We start from the raw sequence: 20,504 nt of genomic DNA on the forward strand, positions 1-20,504 counted from the left end.
CGAACAACGCTCGGGTCGTTGACACGGTCTAGGCCACCATGAAGATCTCTTTCCTGATTCACAACGCCTACGGGATCGGAGGCACGATCACCACCACGTTCAACCTGGCAGGGGCCCTGGCCGAACGGCACGACGTGGAGATCGTCTCCGCGTTGCGCCACCGGGAGCACCCCAACCTCGTGCCCGATCCGCGGGTGCGGCTGCGGGCGCTGGTGGACCTGCGCAAAGAGGCGGACCATCCGCTGCACCAGAGACCGGCGAAGGTGTTCCCGGCCGCTGAATACCGCCACCGGCAGTACAGCGAGCTGACCGACCAGCGCATCGGTGAGTGTCTCGCGGCGCTCGACGCCGACGTCGTCATCGGCACCCGCCCGGGCCTCAACGTGCACATCGCCCGCCAGGCCCCGCACCGCGTCCTGCGCGTCGGCCAGGAGCACCTCACGCTCGACAACCACTCGCCGCGGCTGCGCACCGCCCTGCGCCGCGCCTACCGCCGCCTCGATGTGATCACCACCGTCACGGAAGCGGATGCCGCCGCCTACCGGCGCAAGATGTGGCTGCCCGGCGTCCATGTGGAGGCTCTGCCGAACAGCGTCCCCGACCCCGCCCTGCCTCCCGCCGACAGCACTGCCAAGGTGGTGATCGCCGCGGGCCGCCTGGTCCCGGTCAAGCGCTACGACCTCCTCATCGAGGCGTTCGCCCGGGTCGCCGCCGTGCACCCGGACTGGCAGCTGCGCATCTACGGCAAGGGCGAGGAGCAGCCCAGGCTGCGGGAGCTCATCGAGCGGCTCGGAATGTGGAACAACGTGTTCCTGATGGGCGCCGCCACCCCCATGGAGGCCGAGTGGGCCAAGGGCTCGATCGGCGCGGCCGCGTCCAACTTCGAGCCGTTCGGCATGACCATCGTCGAGGCGATGCGCTGCGGACTGCCCGTCGTCAGCACCGACTGCCCCTACGGTCCCGGCGAGATCATCGCGGACGGCACCGACGGCCGGCTGGTACCGGTCGGGGACCGTGACGCGTTCGCCGCGGCCCTGCTGGATCTCGTCGGCGACGACGAGCGCCGGCGACGTATGAGCCGGGCCGCCCTGGACAACGCGCGCCGCTTCGCCCCCGGCCCCGTCGTCGCCCAGGCCGAACGCCTCCTGGAGGCCGCCGCCGCGGCCCGGAGCACCGGCCGGACGGCCACCCCGCAGCACCACCGCACCCAGAGCGCCCTGACCGGCCGCGGCCATGCCGCCCGCGACGCCGCCCACGCCGCTGCCTCCGGCGTACTGCGCTCGATACGGAAGGGACGCCGATGAGCACACCGGAAGACAGGACGTCGGGGGAGCCGCGCGAGGGCGTGACGCCAGGTGTGCCGCAGGGGCCGCCGGGTACGCCGGCCGCGCCGCACGAAGGGGTGACGCCGGGTGCGCCGCATCGGGATGCGGTGCCGAGCGCCCCGCAGACCACGACGACGAGCCCCCGGCACGGTTCCCCCCTGCGCGCCGACTGCGTGATCGACAGCGACGGCCGGATCACCTTCCGTCTGCCGCCGGTCCCCGCTGCGCACCCCCGGCTCCTCCTGCGGCTGCGGCCCAAGAAGGGGTGCTCGGAGACGGCCCGTCACCTCCTCGACCTGGAGTCCGGCCGGTCCGACGGCCACCGGCAGGCCGTGCTGGAACCGCATCCCGTCCTCGACGAGGGCCGCTGGGACGTGTACCTGCTGCCCGAACCCGGTGCCGAGCGCCGGCGGCTGCGCCCGGGCCTTCGGGATCTGCGCAGCCTCGTCGACGGTCATCTGCGCGACCGCCCCGCACCGGTGGCGGTCAGGATTCCGTACGTCACCAAGGACGGCTTCCTCGCCCTCAGGGCGTGGCGGCGCACCGCCCACGCGGAGGCCCGCACCGTCGACGTCACGGACCGGGCCATGACGGTCACGGCCCGCCTGCACGGCGCAGACCTCCACGCGGACGCCACCGTGCGTCTGCGCCTGCGCGGCACCGACACCGTCCGGATCGTCCGCCCCCGGACCGACGACGCCAAGGGCTTCTCGTTCACCGTCGCTCCCGGGGACCTGGCGGACGGCGGTGGGGGAGCGGCCCGCGTCTGGGACGTCTTCGTCCGCCCCACGGACGGAGCACCGCCGATCAGGGTCGGCCGGCTGCTCGACGACGTGGCCGACCGCAAGCACGTGTACGTCTACCCGGCGGTCGGGACGGACGGCGCCGCTCTCCGCCCTTACTACACCGTGGACAACGACCTCGCGATAGAGGTGACGTAAGACCGATTCGCCGAAATGCCCGAAATGAAAATCCCTGGAGTTTCGGATGGTCGTTTCGGTGATGCGCCGCGACAGCGATGTGTGGATGTTGTGCAAAGCGGCGGCAAAAGGGGCCAGGGGCTTGTTCTCAACAGCCGCAAATCGGGAGGGGACTTGCGGCTATAACCAAACTCAAGTACCTAGATGAATCATGAACCTGTTCAACCGCGTTGTGCCGTCCCGCCGGCAGGCACAGCTCCCCCCACAGCGCTCCGTCGGCGCACCGGCATCCTCCACTGCCGTGCTGCCGGACCCCGACCTGGCCGATCTGTCCGGTGAATGGGTCGTCGACCCCGCGCACAGCAGGATCGGCTTCTCCGTCCGGCACGCCATGGTGACCACCGTGCGCGGTTGTTTCCTGGAGTACGAAAGCCGGCTGTACTTCGACGCGTACGACCCCACACGGTCACGGGCCGACATCACTCTGTTCACCGCCAGTGTGGATACCGGCGTGGAACAACGCGACGCTCACTTGGTCGGCCGTGACTTCCTCGACGCTGCGACCTATCCGCGGATGCGCTTCACCAGCACGGGGGTGCAGCAGACGGGCGCCGACCTGTTCAGCATGTCGGGAGAACTGACCATCAAGGGGGTCTCCCGGCCCGTCGTACTCGACATGACGTATATCGGGAATGTCACCGACCCCTTCGGCTATGACCGGGTCGGTTTCGACGGCACCACCACCATCAACCGGTCGGACTGGGGCCTGACGTACAACAGCAGGCTGGCCGAGGGCGGCGCGATGGTGAGCGAGAAGGTGCGCCTGCAACTCGACATCGCCGCCATCCGTACCTCACCCTCGGGCGGCTGACCGCGCCGGGGCGCGTCACGCCGGGGCGCCGGCACCGGCCACGACCCGGAACGTGGCCGGGCCGAGCGTGAGCACCCCGTCGCTCAAGGGGCTGCACCGTACGCCGCCCCGGCCGCGCAGGGAACGCTGCGCCCCGGGGCCGATGGTCACGTCCATCCACGCGCAGGGCCGGGCGGGGCGCTTCACGGCGAACAGCACCGGCCCGGTGCCGCAGTCGAGCGAGATCGTGGCACCGACGTACGCATCGATGTCGGCGCCCCTGAGCAGGATGTTCCGGCGTGCGTGCCGCAGATCGGCGTCGGCCGGGAGGTTCTCTGCCGCCATGATCGTCACCGCCGCGTTGCGGTGGGCGGGCCGGGCGTAGTAGCGGTCGCCGACCAGTCCCAGCCCGCTGCGCACCTCCACCCGGGTCACCCGCTCGTCGGACGGACCGGGGGACACCCCGTCGGACGGCCGTCCGGACATCCGGTGCGCCGGCGACACCAGGAGCTGCACAACCTCCACCTCGGTCATGACGCCCACCCTATGTTTAGGTGACCCACAGCCGAGGGGCCCGGAGCCTCAGCCGGTCACTCCCGCCGCCCGGGCCCGCGGTCCTCCAGCGGAGCCCGGCCGTCGGCCGCCTCGCCCGCGGTGAGGTGCTCCAACACCTCCACCAGTTCCTGACAGGCGCGCTCCACGGAACGCCGGGTGTAGATCTGCTCGGTGATCACTGCGGACAGGATCAGGGCGGTGAGTGCCATCGCCCCGTTGAAGGCCTGCAGCTTCATCATCACCTCGATCCGGCTGAGCCGTTCGAACGGCCCGACCCGGTCGGTCGCGGCCACCGTGGTCATGACCGAGGCGAACAGGGCGCACAGCAGGCTGCCGGCCAGCTGGAACCGCAAAGCCGCCCAGATCAGCAGGGGATAGACGAGGAACAGCAGACTGACGGAGCTGTGCGCGGCCACGGGCACGAGGCAACAGGCGATGACCGCGAGGCCCAAGGCCTCCTTCCAGCGCGACACGGGCAGGGGCAGGCGCACCCGGGACAGCAGGAGCAGTACCGGCGTGACGATGAGCACGCCCATCGCGTCACCGACCCACCACGCCAGCCACACCGCCCAGAAGCCGGACTGTTCGATCTTGTCCGTGGCGAGCAGGGTGCCGGCACCGGTGGTCGCGCCGATCAGCATCGCGGTGAACGCGCCCAGGAAGACCAGGGCCAGACCGTCCCGCAGCCGGGCGAGATCGGTGCGGAAGCCGGCCCGTCGCAGCAGCAGGTAACCGACGACGGGGGCGGCCGTGTTGCCCGCCAGGACGCAGAGAGCGGACGGCGTCAGGGAGGTGAGGGAGAGGATGACGAAGAAGGCGCCCAGGGCGATACCGGGCCAGCAGCGCAGCCCGAGGAGGAGCAGGCAGGCCACCGAGACGCCGGTGGGCGGCCAGATCGGGGTGACGACCGCGCCTTCGACGACCAGTTCACGCAACAGCCCCAGCTGCGCCGACAGGTAGTAGCAGGCGGCGACGGCCGGCGTCAGCAGAATGACGACGACCGGCGTACGCAGATCCTTGCTACCCACCACAGCAGCCATCAGACACCGGGGCCGCCGCCTCAGCGAGGTGGGAGCCGGTGTCGTGCGGCCCTATGGCTGAGCGTCCGGACCGTCGAGGCCGACCACCAGGACGGCGGCGTCGTCGTCGTGCCCCACACGCTCGGCCCCCTTGATCACGGCGGCCGCCAGCGCGTCCACGTCCATGCCCGCCACCGCCGCGATGCCCGCGAGCCGCGTCACCTGGTCCAGGCCCTCCTCCAGCCGCATCGACGGGCCCTCCACGACACCGTCCGTGAGCAGGACGAACACGCCGCCCGTGGTGAGCTCGTACCGCGTCACGGGGTACGCCATCCCCGCCTGCACCCCGAGGGGTGGCCCGCCCTCGTCCGCGGTGACGCCGGACTTCCCGTCGGCCGTGGCCCAGATGCAGGGCAAATGGCCGGCCCGCGCGCTCTCCAGCACCCCGGCACACGGGTCGAGCCGCATGAACGTGCAGGTGGCGAACAGGTCGGAGCCCAGGGACAGGAGCAGATCGTTGGTCCTGGCCAGCACTTCGCCCGGTTCACCGGTGACGGAGGCCAGCGCCCGCAGCCCGGCCCGCACCTGTCCCATGAAGGCCGCGGCCTCGATGTTGTGGCCTTGGACGTCACCGATGGCCAGGCCGATCCGGCCGTCGCCCAGGGTGAACGCGTCGTACCAGTCGCCGCCCACGTTCAGGCCCTGGCACGCGGGTGTGTAGCGCACGGCCAGATGCAGCCGGCGGGCGACGGGCAGGTCCCGCGGCAGCATGCCGCGCTGGAGCGCGATCGCCAGCTCGACCCGGGACCGCTGCATCTCGGCCTGCGCGCGTGCCTGAGCCGTCAGGGCCCCGAGCCTGGTCAGCAGCTCGTCGCCGTCGTCCGTCGTGCCGGTGCGGGACATTGATCACTCCGGCGAGGATGGCCACGGTAGGTGACGACCCGAAAGGCAAATCACCCGAAATATGTCCATAGGATGATACGCAGGCGAACACTCTCGCGACGACTCCACGCTCTCCGGAAGCCTCTACGGAGCTGCCCGGTCCGCCTCGCTGTCCGTCCGCCGCCCACCGCCGCCGGCACGAACGTCGCGCTGACGAGCAGCGACCAGGCCCCGGCCTTCTCCCATCCCACCGGCTCCCAGCCGTGCTGCTGATACACCCGCGTCCTCCCGTGCCCGGGTCACGGCCTGCCGCAGCAGCCGGGACAACAGCCGGTCGGCCTCCGGTGCGGCGCACAGCACCCGGAGCGCCTGCTCCAGGCGGCGACGACCCGGACCGTGCCACCACAGCAGATCGGCGACCCGGGCCGCCGGGCCACCGGCGGGTGCGTCGGCGAGGCGCGCCGTCCTCTGCCGGCACGCACGCCCGTTCCGCGCCAGACGCCGCGACGCGGGACACACCCGGCGTGCCGCGTCCACGACCGTACCGACGAGCAGCGGCGGGTAGGCACGGCCCGCGGGGCGGGCGTCGGCGAGGTCGGCTGCCAGCGGCCACAGCGCGTGCCGGGCGTCGTCGCCGACGTTGTCGTTGACCACCCGGGCCAGGGCCGCGAGCGCCGGATGCGTGCCGGCCGGGCTGTCGGTGAAGCGGCCGGTGCCCAGCAGCGCGGCGGCCTCCATCAGACAGGCACCGTCGTCCGGGTGCAGATGGGCGAAACGCCCTGGCGCCGGAAGGCCGGACGGGGCCCCGGCAGGCGGCTCGACGGACGCCCGGCGGCCGGGAAGGGTGATCATGGGCGGCCTCCGGCTGTGCTCACACCGGGGTGGCGGCGTGCAGGAAGAGGTAGAGCACCGCGGCCGGGATCCCCGCGCCGGGAAACGTGAGGAGCCAGGCGGTGCCGATCGAACGGGCCACCTGCCAGCGTACGGCGGAGAAGCGCCGGGTGGCACCGGAACCCAGGATGGCGGCGGTGATGGTCTGCGTGGTGGAGATCGGCGCCTTCACCAGGAACGCGGTGGTGTAGAGGACGGCCGCGGCAGCGGTCTCGGCGGCGAAACCACGCGGCGGATCGAGGTGGACGATGCGCCGCCCCAGGGTGGTGATGATGCGACGCCCGCCGGTGTACGTTCCGGCGGCCATGGCGGCCGCCACGGCCGCGATCACCCATACCGGCACCGAGAAGTCGTCCTGCCAGCCGGCCGTGACCAGCGCCAGCACGATGACCCCCATGGTCTTCTGGGCGTCCTGCAGACCGTGCCCCAGCCCCATGGCGGCGGCCGAAACGGTCTGCGCCATGCGGAACCGCCCCATGGTGCGCCGGGGTGTCGAACGGCGGAACACCCACAGGATGCCGGTGTGCAGCAGGTACCCGAGCGCCACGCCGACCAGCGGGGACAGCAGCATCGGCAGGATGACCTTGTCCAGGATGCCCGACCAGTGCACCGTGGCCGACGCGGCGAGCGCGGCCCCGACCAGCCCGCCGATCAGGGCGTGCGAGGACGAGGTGGGCAGCCCCCGCCACCAGGTGAAGACGTTCCACCCGATGGCGCCGAGGAGCGCGCACAGGACGAGCAGCAGTCCGGAAGTCGCCTCGGGCGCCCCGATGATGCCGCTGCCGACGGTCTGGGCGACCTCGGTGCCGAGGAAGGCACCGAAGAAGTTCATGACCGCGGCCATGGCGAGGGCCACACGCGGCGTCAGGGCCCGGGTGGAGATGGAGGTGGCGATCGCGTTCGCGGCGTCGTGGAAACCGTTGGTGAAGTCGAACGTCAGTCCCACGATGATGATCAGCACCACGAGGGTCAGCTCCATTGTCCGATCACCTCCCGACGCCCGGCCGCACGCTTCCATCGTGCGCCCCCCGGGCGGTGAGGGGCTGTGAGACTACGCCACGCGGGGCGAGCCGCTCGACGGAACCCGGGGACACGAATAACCCGCTTTACGGTGTCGTGATGCGATCTGTTCCTCCGTGGGCTCTGGTGTCGTCGGGGTGTGCGCCGCTCTGCCTGATCGTGGGCTGGGTGGTGGCGGCGTCGCTGCAGGGTCCCCCCTACGACCCCGCCGCCCAGACCATCAGCGTCCTGGCCGCGCCCGGGAACTCGGGGTCCTGGGTGATGACGGCGGCGTTCATCGCACTGGGGTTCTGCCACCTGCTGACGGCCTGGGGCCTGCGCCCGGCCGCGACCGCGGGGCGGGCGGCCCTGGCGGGCGGAGGGGTGTCCGCGCTGGCGGTGGCCATGTTCCCGGCGCCGAGCAGCGGCGGGTCCCTGAGCCATGGTTCCGTGGCCGCCGTCGGCTTCACCCTCCTGGCGGCCTGGCCCGTCCTGGCGGCCCGGTCCGGTACCGCCGTGCCGTGGGCCCTGCGGCCCTCCCCCTCTCTGGGGGCGACCGCCGTCATGGCGGCCGGCGCGGCCTGGTTCCTGATCGAGCTGCACCTCCACGGCGTGGCCGGTGTGGCCGAGCGGGCGGTGACGACCCTCCAGTCGGTCTGGCCCTTCGTGGTCGTCCTCTCCTGCCTGCGCGGATCCCTGCGCGGCGCCCCGGGGGAGCCGAGGCCGCCCGGGTGCCCGCGCTGACCGGACCGTCCGAGCCGTCGACAGGTTCGAAGCATTGACAGGTCCGGACCAAGAGGTGAATCTGAGAGCGCTCTCACAGTTTCGAATCGGTCAACTTTCGAACGGAGGCAGTGCGTGTTGCGAACTCTCAGGCGCCGGGCCACGGCCGCGGGGCTGTCCCTCGCCACGGTCCTCGCCGGCTCACTGCTGGCGACCGGAACGGGCACCCCGGCCCATGCCGCCGTCCCGGCGACGATCCCCCTGAAGATCACCAACAACTCGGCCCGAGGCGAGCAGCTGTACATCTACAACCTCGGCACGGAACTGTCGACCGGCCGGCAGGGCTGGGCCGACGCGGCCGGCACCTTCCACCCGTGGCCGGCCGGCGGCAACCCTCCGACCCCCGCCCCCGACGCCTCGATCCCCGGCCCGGCCGCGGGTCAGTCGGCAACGATCCGCATGCCGAAGTTCTCCGGCCGCGTGTACTTCTCCTACGGTCAGAAACTGGTCTTCAGGCTCACCACCGGAGGCCTGGTCCAGCCGGCCGTGCAGAACCCGTCGGACCCCAACCGGAACATCCTCTTCAACTGGTCGGAGTACACGCTCAACGACTCGGGCCTGTGGATCAACAGCACACAGGTCGACATGTTCTCCGCCCCCTACGCGGTGGGAGTGCAGCGAGCCGACGGCAGCACCGCGAGCACCGGCCGGCTCAAGCCCGGCGGATACAACGGCTTCTTCAACGCCCTCAGGGGACAGCCCGGCGGCTGGGCCAACCTGATCCAGACCCGGTCCGACGGCACCGTACTGCGTGCGCTGTCACCGCTGTACGGCTTGGAGACCGGCGCCCTGCCGGCCACCGTCATGGACGACTACATCAATCGTGTCTGGCAGAAATACTCCAGCTCCACCTTGACGGTCACCCCCTTCGCCGACCGGCCCGGCACGAGGTACTACGGCCGGGTCTCCGGCGGCGTCCTGAACTTCACGGACAGCGCCGGTGCCGTCGTCACCAGCTTCCAGAAGCCGGACGCCTCTTCCGTCTTCGGCTGTCACCGCAGGCTCGACGCCCCGAACGACCAAGTGCGCGGGCCGATATCGCGCACCCTGTGCGCCGGCTTCAACCGTTCCACGCTGCTGGTCAACCCCAACCAGCCCGACGTCAGTGCCACCGACTTCTACAAGGACAACGTCACGAATCACTACGCGCGCAAGATCCACGCCCAGATGGCGGACGGCAAGGCGTACGCCTTCGCGTTCGACGACGTGGGCCACCACGAATCGCTCGTCCACGACGGCAACCCGCGCCAGGCCTACCTCACGCTGGATCCTCTCAACTGAACGGTGAGACATTGCCGTCGGCGCCGCGAACTTGACGCGGTGGCGGCGGCTTTGCCGTGTCCTGGGTGTGGGGGAGGAGACTCCGGAACAGCCGGGCCGGCCGAAGAAGCGGCATACGACGGCAGCAGATGTCCGGCACGCGGCAGACCCGCTACCACGAGCCCAAGGGGGGCCACTCCTGCTGGTTCGTGCCGGACACGGTCACCGGCCCGGCCCCGAACGGCACGGACGGCAAGCACAGCGCGGTCGTGGTCAGATCCCGCGAGATGACGGCCGACGAGAAGAAGCTGTGCGCAGGCCGCTCCACCCGCGACAAGGTCCTCACCCCGCAGCCGCTGATCCAGTCCGCCCCGGCGGTCAGGGGTGGGGCGGGCACGCGCGCTGACGACCGGCCTCGTCAGATGGTTCTCGTCCGACGGGGTGCCCCGCTCCGCGGCGTCAGCTGCTCGCGGCGGCGGTCACCGTGGCCGGATCCACCCCGGTCAGTTCGACGATGCGGTGCGGCGCCACACCGGCTGCCAGTGCTCGTCCGATCAGGCCGTCCCGCCCGTCCGCGCAGTCGCGGTAGGCGAGCAGCTCCTCCTCGACCCGGGCCAGCGGCTCCGGCGCCAGCTGGTGGCGGAGGCGGTTCAGCTCCTCCTCGCTCAGCGGGACGGGCAGCCGCTCCGCTCCCTCGGGCACGGCCGCCCTCTCCTCCGGCGGCAGCAGACGCAGGTGCGGCGAGGTCGGCGTGCTTCCCTGAGCGTCCAGCCAGGCGCGCACCGCGGGAGTCTCCATGCACGAGAGTTCACCGACGGCCGCCGGAACCACGCCGAGCTGCGCGGACGCGTCGTCAAGCAGGAACAGGTAGGCGTCGTCGGTCATCTCGGCTCCTTCTCTCCAGGGTGCTGATCGACATCCCATTACCCCGCCGCGCCCGGAATACCGCCCGATCACCTGCGAGGGACCACCACCCGGATGACGGGGCTCATGCGGGGGCGGTGGCCCGGCGGCGGGTCTCGGTGAGGTGGGTGTCGGCACACACCGGGCCGGCCCGGGCGAGCGGACCACCTGCTCCGTGGACGCGGCGTCGGCATCGGGCACATGGGCCGCACATCTCAGAACTGGGCAGAGGCCGTCTCCCACCCGGCCGTCCCGCCGCCCGGGGCCGCGTCCCAGGGCCGGGGACCGGTGCCGTCCGTCCATGCATCCAGTGTCTCCCGGTTCACACACACGATCCCGCACTGCTCGGCGTACTCCAGCGCCGGCGCCGTGAAGTCGCTCGTGCTGACCAGCACGGCGACGTCGGCCTCGTGCACGGTGAAGCAGGTGCCGCCGAAGCGTTGCAGATCCTGCGAGCCGACCCGGTGGGTCTCGCCGTACTGCTTGCACTGGATGACGAGCCGGCGCCCGTCCGGCGTCGCGGCCACGACGTCGGCGCCCAGGTCCCCGGCGCCTCCGACGACTTCGACACCCGAGCAGCCCTCCCGCGCGCAGAGCGCCGCGATCGCCTCTTCGAACTCCTCCGGCGTCAGGGCGTCGTAGTCGACGACGACCTCGGCGGCCGCCGCCCGCGGGCGGGGAACCGGTGGAGCCTCCAGCTCCTCGGCCGCCTCCCGGGCCGCTTCGTCGAGTGCCGCGGCGGCCCGGCGTGCCACTCCCGCCACGCGTATCCGGCGCCGTAGTCCCAGCCAGCCCGCGACGCCCATCACGACCAGGACGAACACCCAGGCCGGACGCCGCTCGACGGTGTCCGCCGCCACGCGGGCGGCGAGACCCAGGACGATCAGGACCACCGCGAGAAACACGAAGAACAAGGTGGTCGACCGAAGATCGAACCCATACCGGCGGCGCTTGACACGCAGAGTGCGCTGCGGAGGCACGGTCACGACATCCCCCCTCTCGGGCCCAGCTCATGGGGCCCGACTCTTGGGATCAACAGCAAGATCACTCCCACTGTCTTCCCAAGATCACCGGCTTCACCGCTCCAGCCGCCGGCTGCGGCACCTGCCGGGGGGCGCCCGGCATCAGCGTTCCCGGAGGCGCCACCACCACCAGCGCCCCGCGGTCCACTCGCTCACCCGCCCCGGATTCGGAAGCGTGCGGCGCTCGAACTCCGCGTCGATCCGCTCCACCAGGCGGCCCAGATCCGCCCGGGCTCCGGTGGGCAGGTGCCGCAGGACCTCTTCGAGGTCGTCTCTGCCGTCCTCGATCTCGATGCCGGGACTTTCGTAAGGGCCTTCCAGGTAACGCCCCGGCTGGCTGAAGGCCCTCTCGAAGCGGCGGAGGGCTACAGCGACGGCGTCGGGCCACAGGCGTTCGGCCTCAACGCGGCGGACAGCTGCCCGAGTCCGGGCCGACACGGTCGGAATCCGGCAAACCGGCATGTGCTTGGGGGGCCGCCACCGCTCGGCGCGGACGGCCGTCGGGCGCCTACGCGGCATCGCCCTTTCGGATCAGAACCATGCCGGCATCCTGCCACAGCCGACCGCGCCCGACCGCCGGGCCGGACGAACGTGGCCCCGTGCCGAACCCCGGGCTACGGCTTCCTGCGTCACCCCAGGGCCCGGACCACCGCCCACAGCAGGCGCTCGTTCTCAGCGGCAGCGCCGCCCGGATAGGCATAGCGGCGGCGGGTGTACGCGTACGCGAAGCCCTGACGGGGGTCGGCGAAGGCGAGGGAACCCGCGGCACCGCTGTGGCCGAAGGCGCCGGCGCCGACGGAGTCGAAGTGGCAACCGATGGTGTTGAAGCCCAGGCCGAAGGCCTTCTGTGAGCCGCTCACCAGGTCATTGCCCTCGGAGTGGACCCGCGCGAACTCCGCGGCGGTGTCCGGCTTCAGGAGCGGGCCGTCCCCGTTCAGGCCGAACGCGGCCGCCGCATACATGCCGGCCAAGCCGCGCGCGGAGCCGATACCGCCCGCTGACGCCTGGCCCTTCGCGCGGACGAGGCGCGAGTTCGCGAAGTCCTCCAGCTCGACGCTGTCCGGCGCGTGCTCGTTGAACGCGATGCCGCCCAGGCTGTACGGGCTGTACGGGGAGGCGTCGATCTCGGCCTGCTGCTCGGGCGTCGGCAGCATCGGCAGTGTGCTGAGGAACCGGGGCTCCTCGGATTCCGGCAGGCCCAGCCACAGGTCCAGGCCGTAGGGGGCGCGGATCCGCTCCTCGTACCACTCCTGAAGGGTGCGACCGGTGGCCCGGAACACCACTTCGCCGACCAGCGCACCGATCGTGTACCCGTGGTAGCCGAAGAACTGACCCGGCTGCCAGAACGGGCGCTGCCCGGCCAGCAGGGCCGCGATCGCCCGGTCGTCGGCCAGCTCCTGCGGGGTGAACCCGGCATCCAGGCCGATCACCCCGGCCCGGTGTGCCAGCAGCTCCCGCAGGGTGATCCCGCCTTTGCCCTCGGCGGCGAAGTCCGGCCAGTACGAGGCCACGGTGCGGTCCAGGTCGAGGACGCCGTCCTGGACCAGGAGCGCGGTCACCAGGTACGCCGCGCCTTTGGTGGACGAGAAGACCCCGAGCAGCGTCTCCCCGGTCACCCCGTCCGACCACAGGTCCACCACCCGCTCTCCGCGCTGGTGTACCACCAGCTGTGCGCCGGGCGCGTGTTCCTCGCCCGTGAGGAAGGCGGCGAATTCCTCCCGCACCCCCTCGAAACCGGCGGCCACTGTGCCATGGACTGCCATGGACCCCTCCCCAACAGCTCTGTGGATCTTGTGCCTTCGGCAACGGGACGGCCCGGGCCGCTATTCCCCTGCCCGGCTCCCGGGCGAGCCCGTTCCAAGCTGTTTCGATGTCGGTCGGTTGACGAGGCACCACTGCCCGTCGGAGCGTCTCCCGGTCCGCACGTACGAGTGCAGCGAGATAGGGTCCCGCCCATGGGAAACGCGCGTTCGACAGGACCGATGGGCTTCCGGTAGCCCGCCAGGACCTACCTGGCGGTGGCTGCGATCGGAGTCCCGTGACACGCACCGCTCATCACCTTCCCCCTGTGCACTCCCGGGGTGCACAGGCCTGCTCGTCAGGGAAACCCTGGCGCTCCGTGGTCCTCTACGACCTCAGATACAGCGCGCGCACCTTCGCCGACGCCGCACGACAGTCCAGGCGGCCCCAACCCCGCGCGGTGCGCCGCACCGTCGCGATCTACTCGTTCGCCCGGCACCAGCGGGACCGCTCCGTGGCCGAGTGGTCCGCGACGGAGGAACGCCGGGCGCGGCAGCGGCTGCGAGCCCAGGCAACTGCTCTCGTGCGGCTGGTGAACGCAACCGCCGACGAGCTCGCGCTCGATGCCGTGGACACGATCGACATCATGCCGGCGCGTCATCGGCGTGGCTCCCTCTGGCTCGCATAGCGGCCGACCGGTACGCATCAAAGGTGAGGCGTCCTTGGCGGCGCGCAGCGCCGGCGCGAAGCGCTGCGGGCGCCGTGGGTCGTAGCCGCATCTTCGGGCCTCCCGTGCGGGTGGGCGCTCAGTGGTTCTTCGTGCTCCTGGCGTTGTTGCCGGCCTGGGCAGCGGTGGAGCCGGACCGGGTGGCCCTGTCGCTGACGGCGTGCAACGGCATGCCGGGACGGGGAGGGGCGACCGTCTCCTGCGTGTCTGCGTACCGGGCGGCCATCGCGGCGGCGCGGTCGCGCAGGGCGGTGCGCAACGCCTCCGGAGTCAGGGCTTCCGCGTCCGTGCCGAGCTGCCACAGTGCCCACTCGGCGTGTCGTAGATCCTGGAACGTCACCTCCAGCCGCAGCCGGCCGTCGGCGTCGACTTCCGCGGTGCGGACGGCCACCGCGCTGCTCAGCAGGTCTTCCCGCCGCTTCGGGTCCACCCGCACCAGCACGGCGATGTGGCCGGCGGAGAGGAACTCGGCACAGCGTTCCCGCCAGACCCGGTCCAGGTCGACCCGGTCCGGTCGTTGCGCGGCTTCGGGGAGCTCCTCGGCCGCGAGCACCCGCGACAGCCGGTAGGTGCGGTCCGCGCCGGATCTCGTGGCCAGGAGGTAGCCGCGGTCGCGCACGGTGACCAGGCCGATGGGGTCCACCGTGCGCCACTGCGGTGACTGGCCCGTGGCCGCGTAGTGGATGCGCAGTTTGCGTCCGGCGAGCACCGCGCGCCGGATCTCGAACATGGTCGCGTCGGAGACCTCGTCGGTGACCGCCCGGCGCGAGAGGAGATCGGTCTCCGGCTCGACGAGGAAGCGCCGGGCCGCGTCCCCCGCGGTGGCCTGATGGCTCTCGGGCAGCGCGTCGACCACCTTGCGCATGGCCGAAGCGAGCGCCGGGCCGAGTCCGAACACCTGCTCGCCGCGCCCCGATCCGGCGGTCAGCAGCGCCAGGGCCTCGTCGTGGTTCAGGCCGGTGAGCTCGGTCCGGAAACCGGGCAGCAGCGCGAACCCGCCGTGCCGGCCGCGTTCGGCGTAGACCGGGACTCCGGCTGCCGACAGCGCCTCGATGTCACGCAGCACCGTGCGGGTGGAAACCTCCAGCTCGCGGGCCAGCGTGTCCGCGGTCAGCCGACCGCGCTGACGCAGCAGCAGCACCAGCGAGACCAGCCGATCGGCGCGCATACGAGGACCTTAACGAATACATGACCGAGGGTGTCGTGATTCGTTGGAAGGCTCTTCACCAGCGACGTCGACGACGGTGGCAACCGCGCCGGGAGACGCGCACTCCCCATGACCCGAATGGAGCGGATGTGGCAGTGGAACGAACGGCGATCAACCCGGTGACGTGGTCGGCCGAGCTGGGGTTCAACCAGGGTGAGGTCGTCTCCGGGCACACCCGGACCCTGTACTGCTCCGGACAGACCGCGATGGACGGCGACGGCAAGCCACAGCACGACGGTGACATGGCCGCACAGCTGGCGCTGAGCCTCGACAACCTGGAGGCCGTGCTCGGTGAGGCCGGCATGTCCCTCGCGAACCTCGTCCGGCTCAACGTCTACACCACCGACGTCGATCTGCTGTTCCCGCACTACGGGGTGCTGGCGTCGCGGCTGGGCGCCGCCGGGGTCGCACCGGCCACCACGATGCTCGGGGTGACACGGCTGGCCGTCTCCGGTCAGATGGTGGAACTCGAGGGAACCGCCGTCGCATGACGCGACCTCGCCACTCGTGCCGCTCGTGCCGGCCGCACCGGCACGAGCGGCGGGCGGATGGGGGATGGCGATGCCCGCAATGGTGACGATCGGCGTCTACGGCTTCGACCGCGACTCCTTCCTGCGCCGACTGCGGGGCGCGGACGTCCGCCTCCTGCTCGACGTACGTCAGCGCCGTGGCGTCCGCGGACCCGCATACGCCTGGGCGAACTCACTGCGGCTGCAAGCCGCCCTCGCCCACGCCGGGATCGCCTACGAGCATCACCCCGAGCTCGCACCCACCACCGAGCTGCGCCACCTCCAGTACGCCGAGGACGCCCGCCAGGGGGTTGGCAAACGCTCACGCCGCGAACTCGCCGCCGAGTACGTCCGCCGCTACACCGCCGAGATCCTCGACCGTGCCGACCTCACACCGATCGTGTCGGCGCTGCCGGACAGCGGCACCGCGGCGCTCCTCTGCGTCGAAGGCGACCCGCAGGCATGCCACCGCTCGTTGATCGCGAGACGGCTGACCGAGCGGCACCACGTCAGGATCGAGCATCTGCGCCCTTGGTGAGGGCGGGCCCGGACGCCCGCGCGGCGCAGCCTCAGGCCCACGGGTCGGTGATCTGCCTGAGCAGGGTGAGCGCTTCCCGCAGCTGCTGCATCCGCCGCTTGCCCAGGTGTTCCTCCCACTCCCTCTCCACCTCGGCCACCACCGCGTCGGCGACCTCCTTGGCCGCCCAGGCCTTCTGCGCGCCGCGGACGAGGCGGGCCCGCTTGTCGGTCGGGTCGGGCACCCGGGTGACATAGCCCGCCTTCTCCAGCTGGTCGACGAGGAAGCCCGCGGTCTGCTTGGTGATCTGGGCCTGTTCGGCGAGCTCGGTGAGGCGCGTGCCCTGCGGGCCGATGCGTTGCATGACCCGGGCCTGGGCGGGCGTGAAGTCGTCGAAACCGGCCTCGGCGAGCGCGGCGAAGACGCGGTTCTCCAGGGCCCGGTACGGCAGGAACAAGAGCACTCCCGTGTTCAGGTCGCTCTCCGTCGCCGGCGTCGGCTCGCTTCCCGCACCCATGGCCGGTGGACACCCCGTCCCTCTTGACAGTAGTCAGCTTCTCTGACTACTTTGGTCAGAGAAGCTTACCATTTGGGTGGGTGATGTCGTGAGTGCAGTGCTGGACACCGACGAGCTCTGGCGGATCGTCGACCAGGAGCGGACGACCCTGGCCGATCTGCTGGACGGCTTGAGCCCCGAGGAGTGGGACACCCGTACGCGGTGCGGGGACTGGCGAGTGCGGGACGTGGCCGCGCACCTGACCATCGCGGCGCGCTACTCCCACGGGCAGGTCGTGCGGGAGATGGTCCGGGCCCGCGGGAACTGGAACCGGATGATCCACGACTCCGCGGTCCGCGAAGGGGCGCTGCCTGTCGCCGAGATCGCCGCCAACCTCCGCTCGACCGTCGGCTCCCGCCGCCTGGCGCCCACCACCTCCCCCCGCGAGCCGCTCCTCGACCTCCTCGTCCACGGGCAGGACATCGCCCTCGCGCTCGGCCGGACGCGCCGGATGCCCCCGGCCGCCGCCCGTGACGCCGCCGACCGGGTGTGGACCATGCGCATCCCGCCCCGCCCGTGGCCCCTGCCGAAGGCCCGGCTCGTCGCCACCGACATCGAGTTCACGCGCGGCGCCGGCCCGGAGGTCCGCGGTCCGATCACGGCCCTGCTCCTGCTGCTCACCGGCCGCCAGGAGGCGGCCCGGGAGTGGGCCGAGCGCACCGGGGAGCCGTGGACGGGGGTCGCGGCTCCCCGGTGAGGCGTCGATCGGCGAAATGGTGCGGCGCCGGTCGCGGACCACCGGTCGGGGCGGGAGCTCTTATCCGGTCACCGCGTCGCCGTGCCGGTGGGCCACCCTCCACTCGCCCTCTTCGCGGCGATACACCTGAGTGACCCGCAGTGTGCAGCTACGCGGCTCCCCGTCCGCAGAGGCGGAGGTGTGCTCAAGGCCGGCCGTGTAGGCCATGTCGCCCGAAACGCCGTACGCCTGAAGTTCGAACACGCACGAGGTGCAGTCGGAGAAGCTCCTCCCCGAGTCGGTGAAGAGCCCGTCCAGCTCCTGTTGCCCGTAGGCGTTCCGCCACGCGCCCAGGAGCACTCACGGGCTCGTTGCGCGACCAGAGCGCCCGGCGGGGAGAGGCGTCTCCGCGGTGCGGCGCGAGAGCTCCGCCTCGTAGAGGGAGGTCCTCACCCACGCCAGGAAGTCGTCACGGTCGGTCATTCCTTCATGATGGGCCCGGGCCTGTGCACCGGCCGCGATGTCGAGCGGGTGTCAGCGAACGGCCAGGGTGCGTCCGAGGAGGGGGAGCAACTGGTCCCAGTGGCGTCGCAGCGCGGTCGGGTCGAAGGCGTCGGTGTCGGACATCGTGAAGCCGTGGACCGTGCCGGGATAGATCTCGGAGGTGTACGAGAGCCCCGCGGCATCCAGCGCACGGTTGAGCTCGCCGAGCGCCTCGGGGGTCAGGTCGCTCTCGGCGTGACCGAGAAGCACCTCGCCGGTGATTCCGGACAGGAGGCGCTGCAAACCCCCGGGCCCGTCGACCGCCACGGGGCCGTGGAACCCGGCGACGGCGGCCACCAGGTCGGGACGGGCCGCGGCGGTGCGCATCGCCAGGAGGCCGCCGATGCAGTAGCCGGTCACGGCGACCGGCCCGGCCCCGACCCCGGGCAGGGTGGTGAGGAACCGGAGGTAGGCGTCGGCGTCACTCAGGACGCGTTCGGTGCTGTGCTCCTCGATCATGGGCATCAACCGGGCGAAGATTGCGGGCCGGGCCTCTTCTCCGATGTGCTCGGGAAGTTCGATCACCGGAGCCGGGCCGTGCCGGTAGAAGACGTTGGGAACGAGCACGTGGTACCCGTGCCCGGCGAGTTCGCAGGCCATCTCCCGCAGCACGGGCCGGATGCCGAAGCCGTCCGGGTACATCAGCACCCCGGGGTGCCGTTCGCCGTCGTCGGGATGGGCGGCAAAGGCGTCGGCCCGGCCGTCCTCGGTGGGGATCAGCAGTGTCTTGGTGGGCAACATCATCCCGTCGTGAAAGCGCTCAACCAGCTCTGGTCACACTGACGTTCGTGGCTCGGCGAACGTACATCGTCAGTGGAACCGACACAACGGACAAGGTCGTCCAGTGATCAGAGCCGACGCAGCCGACCCGCCCGACGACGGCGCCCTCCGGACGCCTCAAAGGCTGCGCCGGCGGGCCGGCCGACTGCTGTCGCACCTGACACCCGGTCGGGTGCTGGGCCACCACACCCGGGGCCCCTGAGCCGTCGTGTGCCAGGATGCTCGGCATGTCGGATCGTGCGCTGAGCTTCGGAGGGGTCGCGGAAGCGTACGAGCGGTACCGGCCCGGATACCCCGTGGAGCTGTTCGAGAGGGTGACGGCGTACGCGGGCCGCCCGGTTCGGATCGCCCTGGAGATCGGTGCCGGTACGGGTAAGGCAACCCGGCTGTTCGCCCGACGGGGGATCGCGGTCACCGCGACCGAGCCCGACGCATCCATGCTCGCCGAGCTGCGCAAGCACGTGCCGGCGAACGTCACGACGGTACGTACCGCGTTCGAGGACCTGCGGCCGGGCCGGCGCTACGGGCTGGTCTACGCGGCGGCGGCGCTGCACTGGACGAACCCGGAGGGCCGGTGGTCACGCATCGCCGCGCTCCTGGAGCCGGGTGGCGTGTTCGCCTCGTTCGGCGGGCCGTTCCGGCCGGCCGACCCGGCCGTGCGGGAAGCCGTCCACGCGGCGAGGGCACCGTTCCTGGAGAGCGACGAGATCCCGTCCCCCGACGGGACGCCTCCCGATCATGAGATGCAGTGGCCGGGGAGCGAGCTGCAACGGTCCGGGTGGTTCACCGACGTCCAACAGGCCACGATCGAAAGGCAGATGACGATGACCGCCCGCGACTACGTCGGGCAGCTCTCGACCGTCTCGGCCTATCTCGTCCTGCCGGCCTCGGTGCGGGAGCAGGTGTTCGGCAGGCTCCGGCAGGTCCTCCCGGAGACGGTCGAGGTGACCTCCGACATCACCGTCCATCTCGCGCGCCGGCGCCCCGGGCATTGACGTGACACTCTTCCGGACCGTACGCCCGCCCAACGGCCCGGGCGTCCCGCACGACACCTGATAGCCTGCGCTCTTCGCCGGTCACCCGGTCGGAGTCCCCCTCGCAGGTCGCCATGTCCCGCCACCAACAGCAGCTCGCCTCGGCGCTCGACGCCCTGGACCGCGCTTTCGCCTCGGAGGAACCCTTCCCGGTCGCCGGATGCACGTACTGCTACGGCGACGAGGGGCTGGCCGAACTCTCCGGACCGCTCGACCTGATATCCGACGACCTGCTGTGCGCCGTCGCGGCGAAAGTACCCAGCCACTGGGACGACTTCCCCCGTCTCTACCGCCGCCTCACCCCACGCATCATCCGCTCCGCCGTCACCGGGCGGCTCCATGTCGACGAGAACATCATCGGCTCACGCCTGGCCGAGGCGGAATGGACCACCTGGGACGCGCCCCTGGCCGGTGCGCTCCACGACGTCTGGGCGGCCTGGTGGCGAGCCACCCTGGACAGCCGTCCCGGTCCCGTCTCCGTCAGGGACACCCTCAGCCTCATCACCGTCGCCACCGGTGCCCTGCGCCCCTGGCTGGACATCTGGACCGCCACCCGCACCGACGCCGCCGACGCGCAACTGGCCCATTTCATCGACGACGTGCTGGTCGAGTACGAGATCACCGAGCTGCACATGGGCTGCTACGACGAGTACGACGCCTCCGCCGAGCTGCTGAGCTGGCTGCTGACCGAGGTGCGCGGCCGCGCCGACGACGCCCGCCTCGACGAGCCGTACCTCCTCTCACACCTCCGTCCGGGCACGGACACGCCGCAGGAAATCGGCGAGGGCTGATAGGCGGCGCGGATC

24 protein-coding genes are annotated in these 20,504 nt (G+C 71.5%); 11 read left to right on the forward strand and 13 right to left on the reverse strand.

Annotated elements, in window-relative coordinates:
* Nucleotides 1-38: 38 nt before the first annotated feature.
* The 3 genes from GTY56_RS06540 (at nt 39) to GTY56_RS06550 (ending at nt 3,116) form a co-directional block, all read left to right on the forward strand.
* Entirely contained in the window at nt 39-1,304 is a 1,266-nt protein-coding gene (locus GTY56_RS06540; protein WP_161363396.1) for a glycosyltransferase family 4 protein, read from the forward strand.
* Nucleotides 1,301-2,266, forward strand: coding sequence for a transferase (locus tag GTY56_RS06545; RefSeq protein ID WP_237524404.1), 966 nt, complete (start codon nt 1,301-1,303; stop codon nt 2,264-2,266). Before GTY56_RS06540 ends, GTY56_RS06545 begins: the two co-directional genes overlap by 4 nt.
* A gap of 190 nt (nt 2,267-2,456) precedes the next feature.
* Nucleotides 2,457-3,116, forward strand: coding sequence for a YceI family protein (locus GTY56_RS06550; RefSeq protein WP_161363398.1), 660 nt, complete (start codon nt 2,457-2,459; stop codon nt 3,114-3,116).
* 15 nt (nt 3,117-3,131) lie between these two features.
* Here GTY56_RS06550 and GTY56_RS06555 read toward each other — a convergent pair whose 3' ends face one another.
* From GTY56_RS06555 to GTY56_RS06575, 5 genes are all read right to left on the reverse strand, one after another.
* Nucleotides 3,132-3,629 carry a molybdenum cofactor biosysynthesis protein gene (locus GTY56_RS06555; protein WP_161363400.1) on the reverse strand — a complete coding sequence of 166 codons (498 nt, stop codon included), beginning with the start codon at nt 3,627-3,629 and terminating at the stop codon, nt 3,132-3,134.
* Nucleotides 3,630-3,685: 56 nt separating this feature from the next.
* Nucleotides 3,686-4,681, reverse strand: a complete 996-nt coding sequence (locus GTY56_RS06560) for an MASE1 domain-containing protein (protein ID WP_161363402.1) — start codon at nt 4,679-4,681, stop codon at nt 3,686-3,688.
* 60 nt (nt 4,682-4,741) lie between these two features.
* Nucleotides 4,742-5,572, reverse strand: a complete 831-nt coding sequence (locus GTY56_RS06565; protein ID WP_161363404.1) for a PP2C family protein-serine/threonine phosphatase — start codon at nt 5,570-5,572, stop codon at nt 4,742-4,744.
* A 123-nt stretch (nt 5,573-5,695) separates the two neighbouring features.
* A complete protein-coding gene (locus tag GTY56_RS06570) occupies nt 5,696-6,403 on the reverse strand; it encodes a hypothetical protein (RefSeq protein ID WP_237524405.1) in 708 nt (235 codons plus the stop codon).
* Between the two features lie 19 nt (nt 6,404-6,422).
* Entirely contained in the window at nt 6,423-7,421 is a 999-nt protein-coding gene (locus tag GTY56_RS06575) for an inorganic phosphate transporter (RefSeq protein WP_161363406.1), read from the reverse strand.
* A gap of 140 nt (nt 7,422-7,561) precedes the next feature.
* Here GTY56_RS06575 and GTY56_RS06580 point away from each other — a divergent pair, with 140 nt between their 5' ends.
* Together GTY56_RS06580 and GTY56_RS06585 are read left to right on the forward strand one after the other, a co-directional pair.
* Complete coding sequence (locus GTY56_RS06580) at nt 7,562-8,185, forward strand: DUF998 domain-containing protein (RefSeq protein ID WP_161363408.1); 624 nt, start codon at nt 7,562-7,564, stop codon at nt 8,183-8,185.
* Between the two features lie 114 nt (nt 8,186-8,299).
* Complete coding sequence (locus GTY56_RS06585; protein WP_161363410.1) at nt 8,300-9,505, forward strand: beta-1,3-glucanase family protein; 1,206 nt, start codon at nt 8,300-8,302, stop codon at nt 9,503-9,505.
* A 438-nt stretch (nt 9,506-9,943) separates the two neighbouring features.
* Here GTY56_RS06585 and GTY56_RS06590 read toward each other — a convergent pair whose 3' ends face one another.
* From GTY56_RS06590 to GTY56_RS06605, 4 genes are all read right to left on the reverse strand, one after another.
* Nucleotides 9,944-10,369: a DUF6003 family protein gene (locus GTY56_RS06590; RefSeq protein ID WP_161363412.1), complete on the reverse strand. Its 426-nt coding sequence runs from the start codon at nt 10,367-10,369 to the stop codon at nt 9,944-9,946.
* Between the two features lie 233 nt (nt 10,370-10,602).
* Nucleotides 10,603-11,373: a restriction endonuclease gene (locus GTY56_RS06595; protein WP_161363414.1), complete on the reverse strand. Its 771-nt coding sequence runs from the start codon at nt 11,371-11,373 to the stop codon at nt 10,603-10,605.
* A gap of 138 nt (nt 11,374-11,511) precedes the next feature.
* Complete coding sequence (locus GTY56_RS06600; protein ID WP_346345429.1) at nt 11,512-11,847, reverse strand: hypothetical protein; 336 nt, start codon at nt 11,845-11,847, stop codon at nt 11,512-11,514.
* 191 nt (nt 11,848-12,038) lie between these two features.
* Nucleotides 12,039-13,172: a serine hydrolase domain-containing protein gene (locus GTY56_RS06605; RefSeq protein ID WP_161363415.1), complete on the reverse strand. Its 1,134-nt coding sequence runs from the start codon at nt 13,170-13,172 to the stop codon at nt 12,039-12,041.
* A 356-nt stretch (nt 13,173-13,528) separates the two neighbouring features.
* Here GTY56_RS06605 and GTY56_RS06610 point away from each other — a divergent pair, with 356 nt between their 5' ends.
* Nucleotides 13,529-13,837 (forward strand): hypothetical protein, encoded by a 309-nt coding sequence (locus GTY56_RS06610; protein ID WP_161363417.1) that lies wholly within the window; start codon nt 13,529-13,531, stop codon nt 13,835-13,837.
* A gap of 118 nt (nt 13,838-13,955) precedes the next feature.
* Here the strand turns inward: GTY56_RS06610 and GTY56_RS06615 are convergent, their stop codons facing one another.
* Complete coding sequence (locus tag GTY56_RS06615; protein WP_161363419.1) at nt 13,956-15,044, reverse strand: helix-turn-helix transcriptional regulator; 1,089 nt, start codon at nt 15,042-15,044, stop codon at nt 13,956-13,958.
* Between the two features lie 134 nt (nt 15,045-15,178).
* Between GTY56_RS06615 and GTY56_RS06620 the strand changes: the two genes are divergently transcribed.
* Both GTY56_RS06620 and GTY56_RS06625 read left to right on the forward strand, forming a co-directional pair.
* The gene (locus GTY56_RS06620) at nt 15,179-15,574 is read left to right on the forward strand and encodes a Rid family hydrolase (RefSeq protein ID WP_161363569.1); all 396 of its coding nucleotides are present in this window, start codon (nt 15,179-15,181) and stop codon (nt 15,572-15,574) included.
* Between the two features lie 64 nt (nt 15,575-15,638).
* Nucleotides 15,639-16,130, forward strand: a complete 492-nt coding sequence (locus GTY56_RS06625; RefSeq protein ID WP_237524406.1) for a DUF488 domain-containing protein — start codon at nt 15,639-15,641, stop codon at nt 16,128-16,130.
* 31 nt (nt 16,131-16,161) lie between these two features.
* Here GTY56_RS06625 and GTY56_RS06630 read toward each other — a convergent pair whose 3' ends face one another.
* Entirely contained in the window at nt 16,162-16,626 is a 465-nt protein-coding gene (locus tag GTY56_RS06630; protein ID WP_161363421.1) for a MarR family winged helix-turn-helix transcriptional regulator, read from the reverse strand.
* A gap of 97 nt (nt 16,627-16,723) precedes the next feature.
* On the opposite strand from GTY56_RS06630, the gene GTY56_RS06635 reads away from it, so the two are divergent.
* Entirely contained in the window at nt 16,724-17,362 is a 639-nt protein-coding gene (locus GTY56_RS06635) for a maleylpyruvate isomerase family mycothiol-dependent enzyme (protein ID WP_161363573.1), read from the forward strand.
* Between the two features lie 60 nt (nt 17,363-17,422).
* Here GTY56_RS06635 and GTY56_RS41535 read toward each other — a convergent pair whose 3' ends face one another.
* Nucleotides 17,423-17,701 (reverse strand): nuclear transport factor 2 family protein, encoded by a 279-nt coding sequence (locus GTY56_RS41535; protein ID WP_202509810.1) that lies wholly within the window; start codon nt 17,699-17,701, stop codon nt 17,423-17,425.
* Nucleotides 17,702-17,875: 174 nt separating this feature from the next.
* Nucleotides 17,876-18,622, reverse strand: a complete 747-nt coding sequence (locus GTY56_RS06645; RefSeq protein ID WP_161363575.1) for a dienelactone hydrolase family protein — start codon at nt 18,620-18,622, stop codon at nt 17,876-17,878.
* Between the two features lie 269 nt (nt 18,623-18,891).
* On the opposite strand from GTY56_RS06645, the gene GTY56_RS06650 reads away from it, so the two are divergent.
* Nucleotides 18,892-19,659 (forward strand): class I SAM-dependent methyltransferase, encoded by a 768-nt coding sequence (locus GTY56_RS06650; RefSeq protein ID WP_161363423.1) that lies wholly within the window; start codon nt 18,892-18,894, stop codon nt 19,657-19,659.
* Between the two features lie 113 nt (nt 19,660-19,772).
* Nucleotides 19,773-20,489, forward strand: a complete 717-nt coding sequence (locus GTY56_RS06655) for a hypothetical protein (RefSeq protein ID WP_161363425.1) — start codon at nt 19,773-19,775, stop codon at nt 20,487-20,489.
* Nucleotides 20,490-20,504 lie beyond the last annotated feature (15 nt).

It is taken from the genome of Streptomyces sp. SID5643 (assembly GCF_009872555.1).
Lineage (GTDB): Bacteria > Actinomycetota > Actinomycetes > Streptomycetales > Streptomycetaceae > Streptomyces > Streptomyces iakyrus.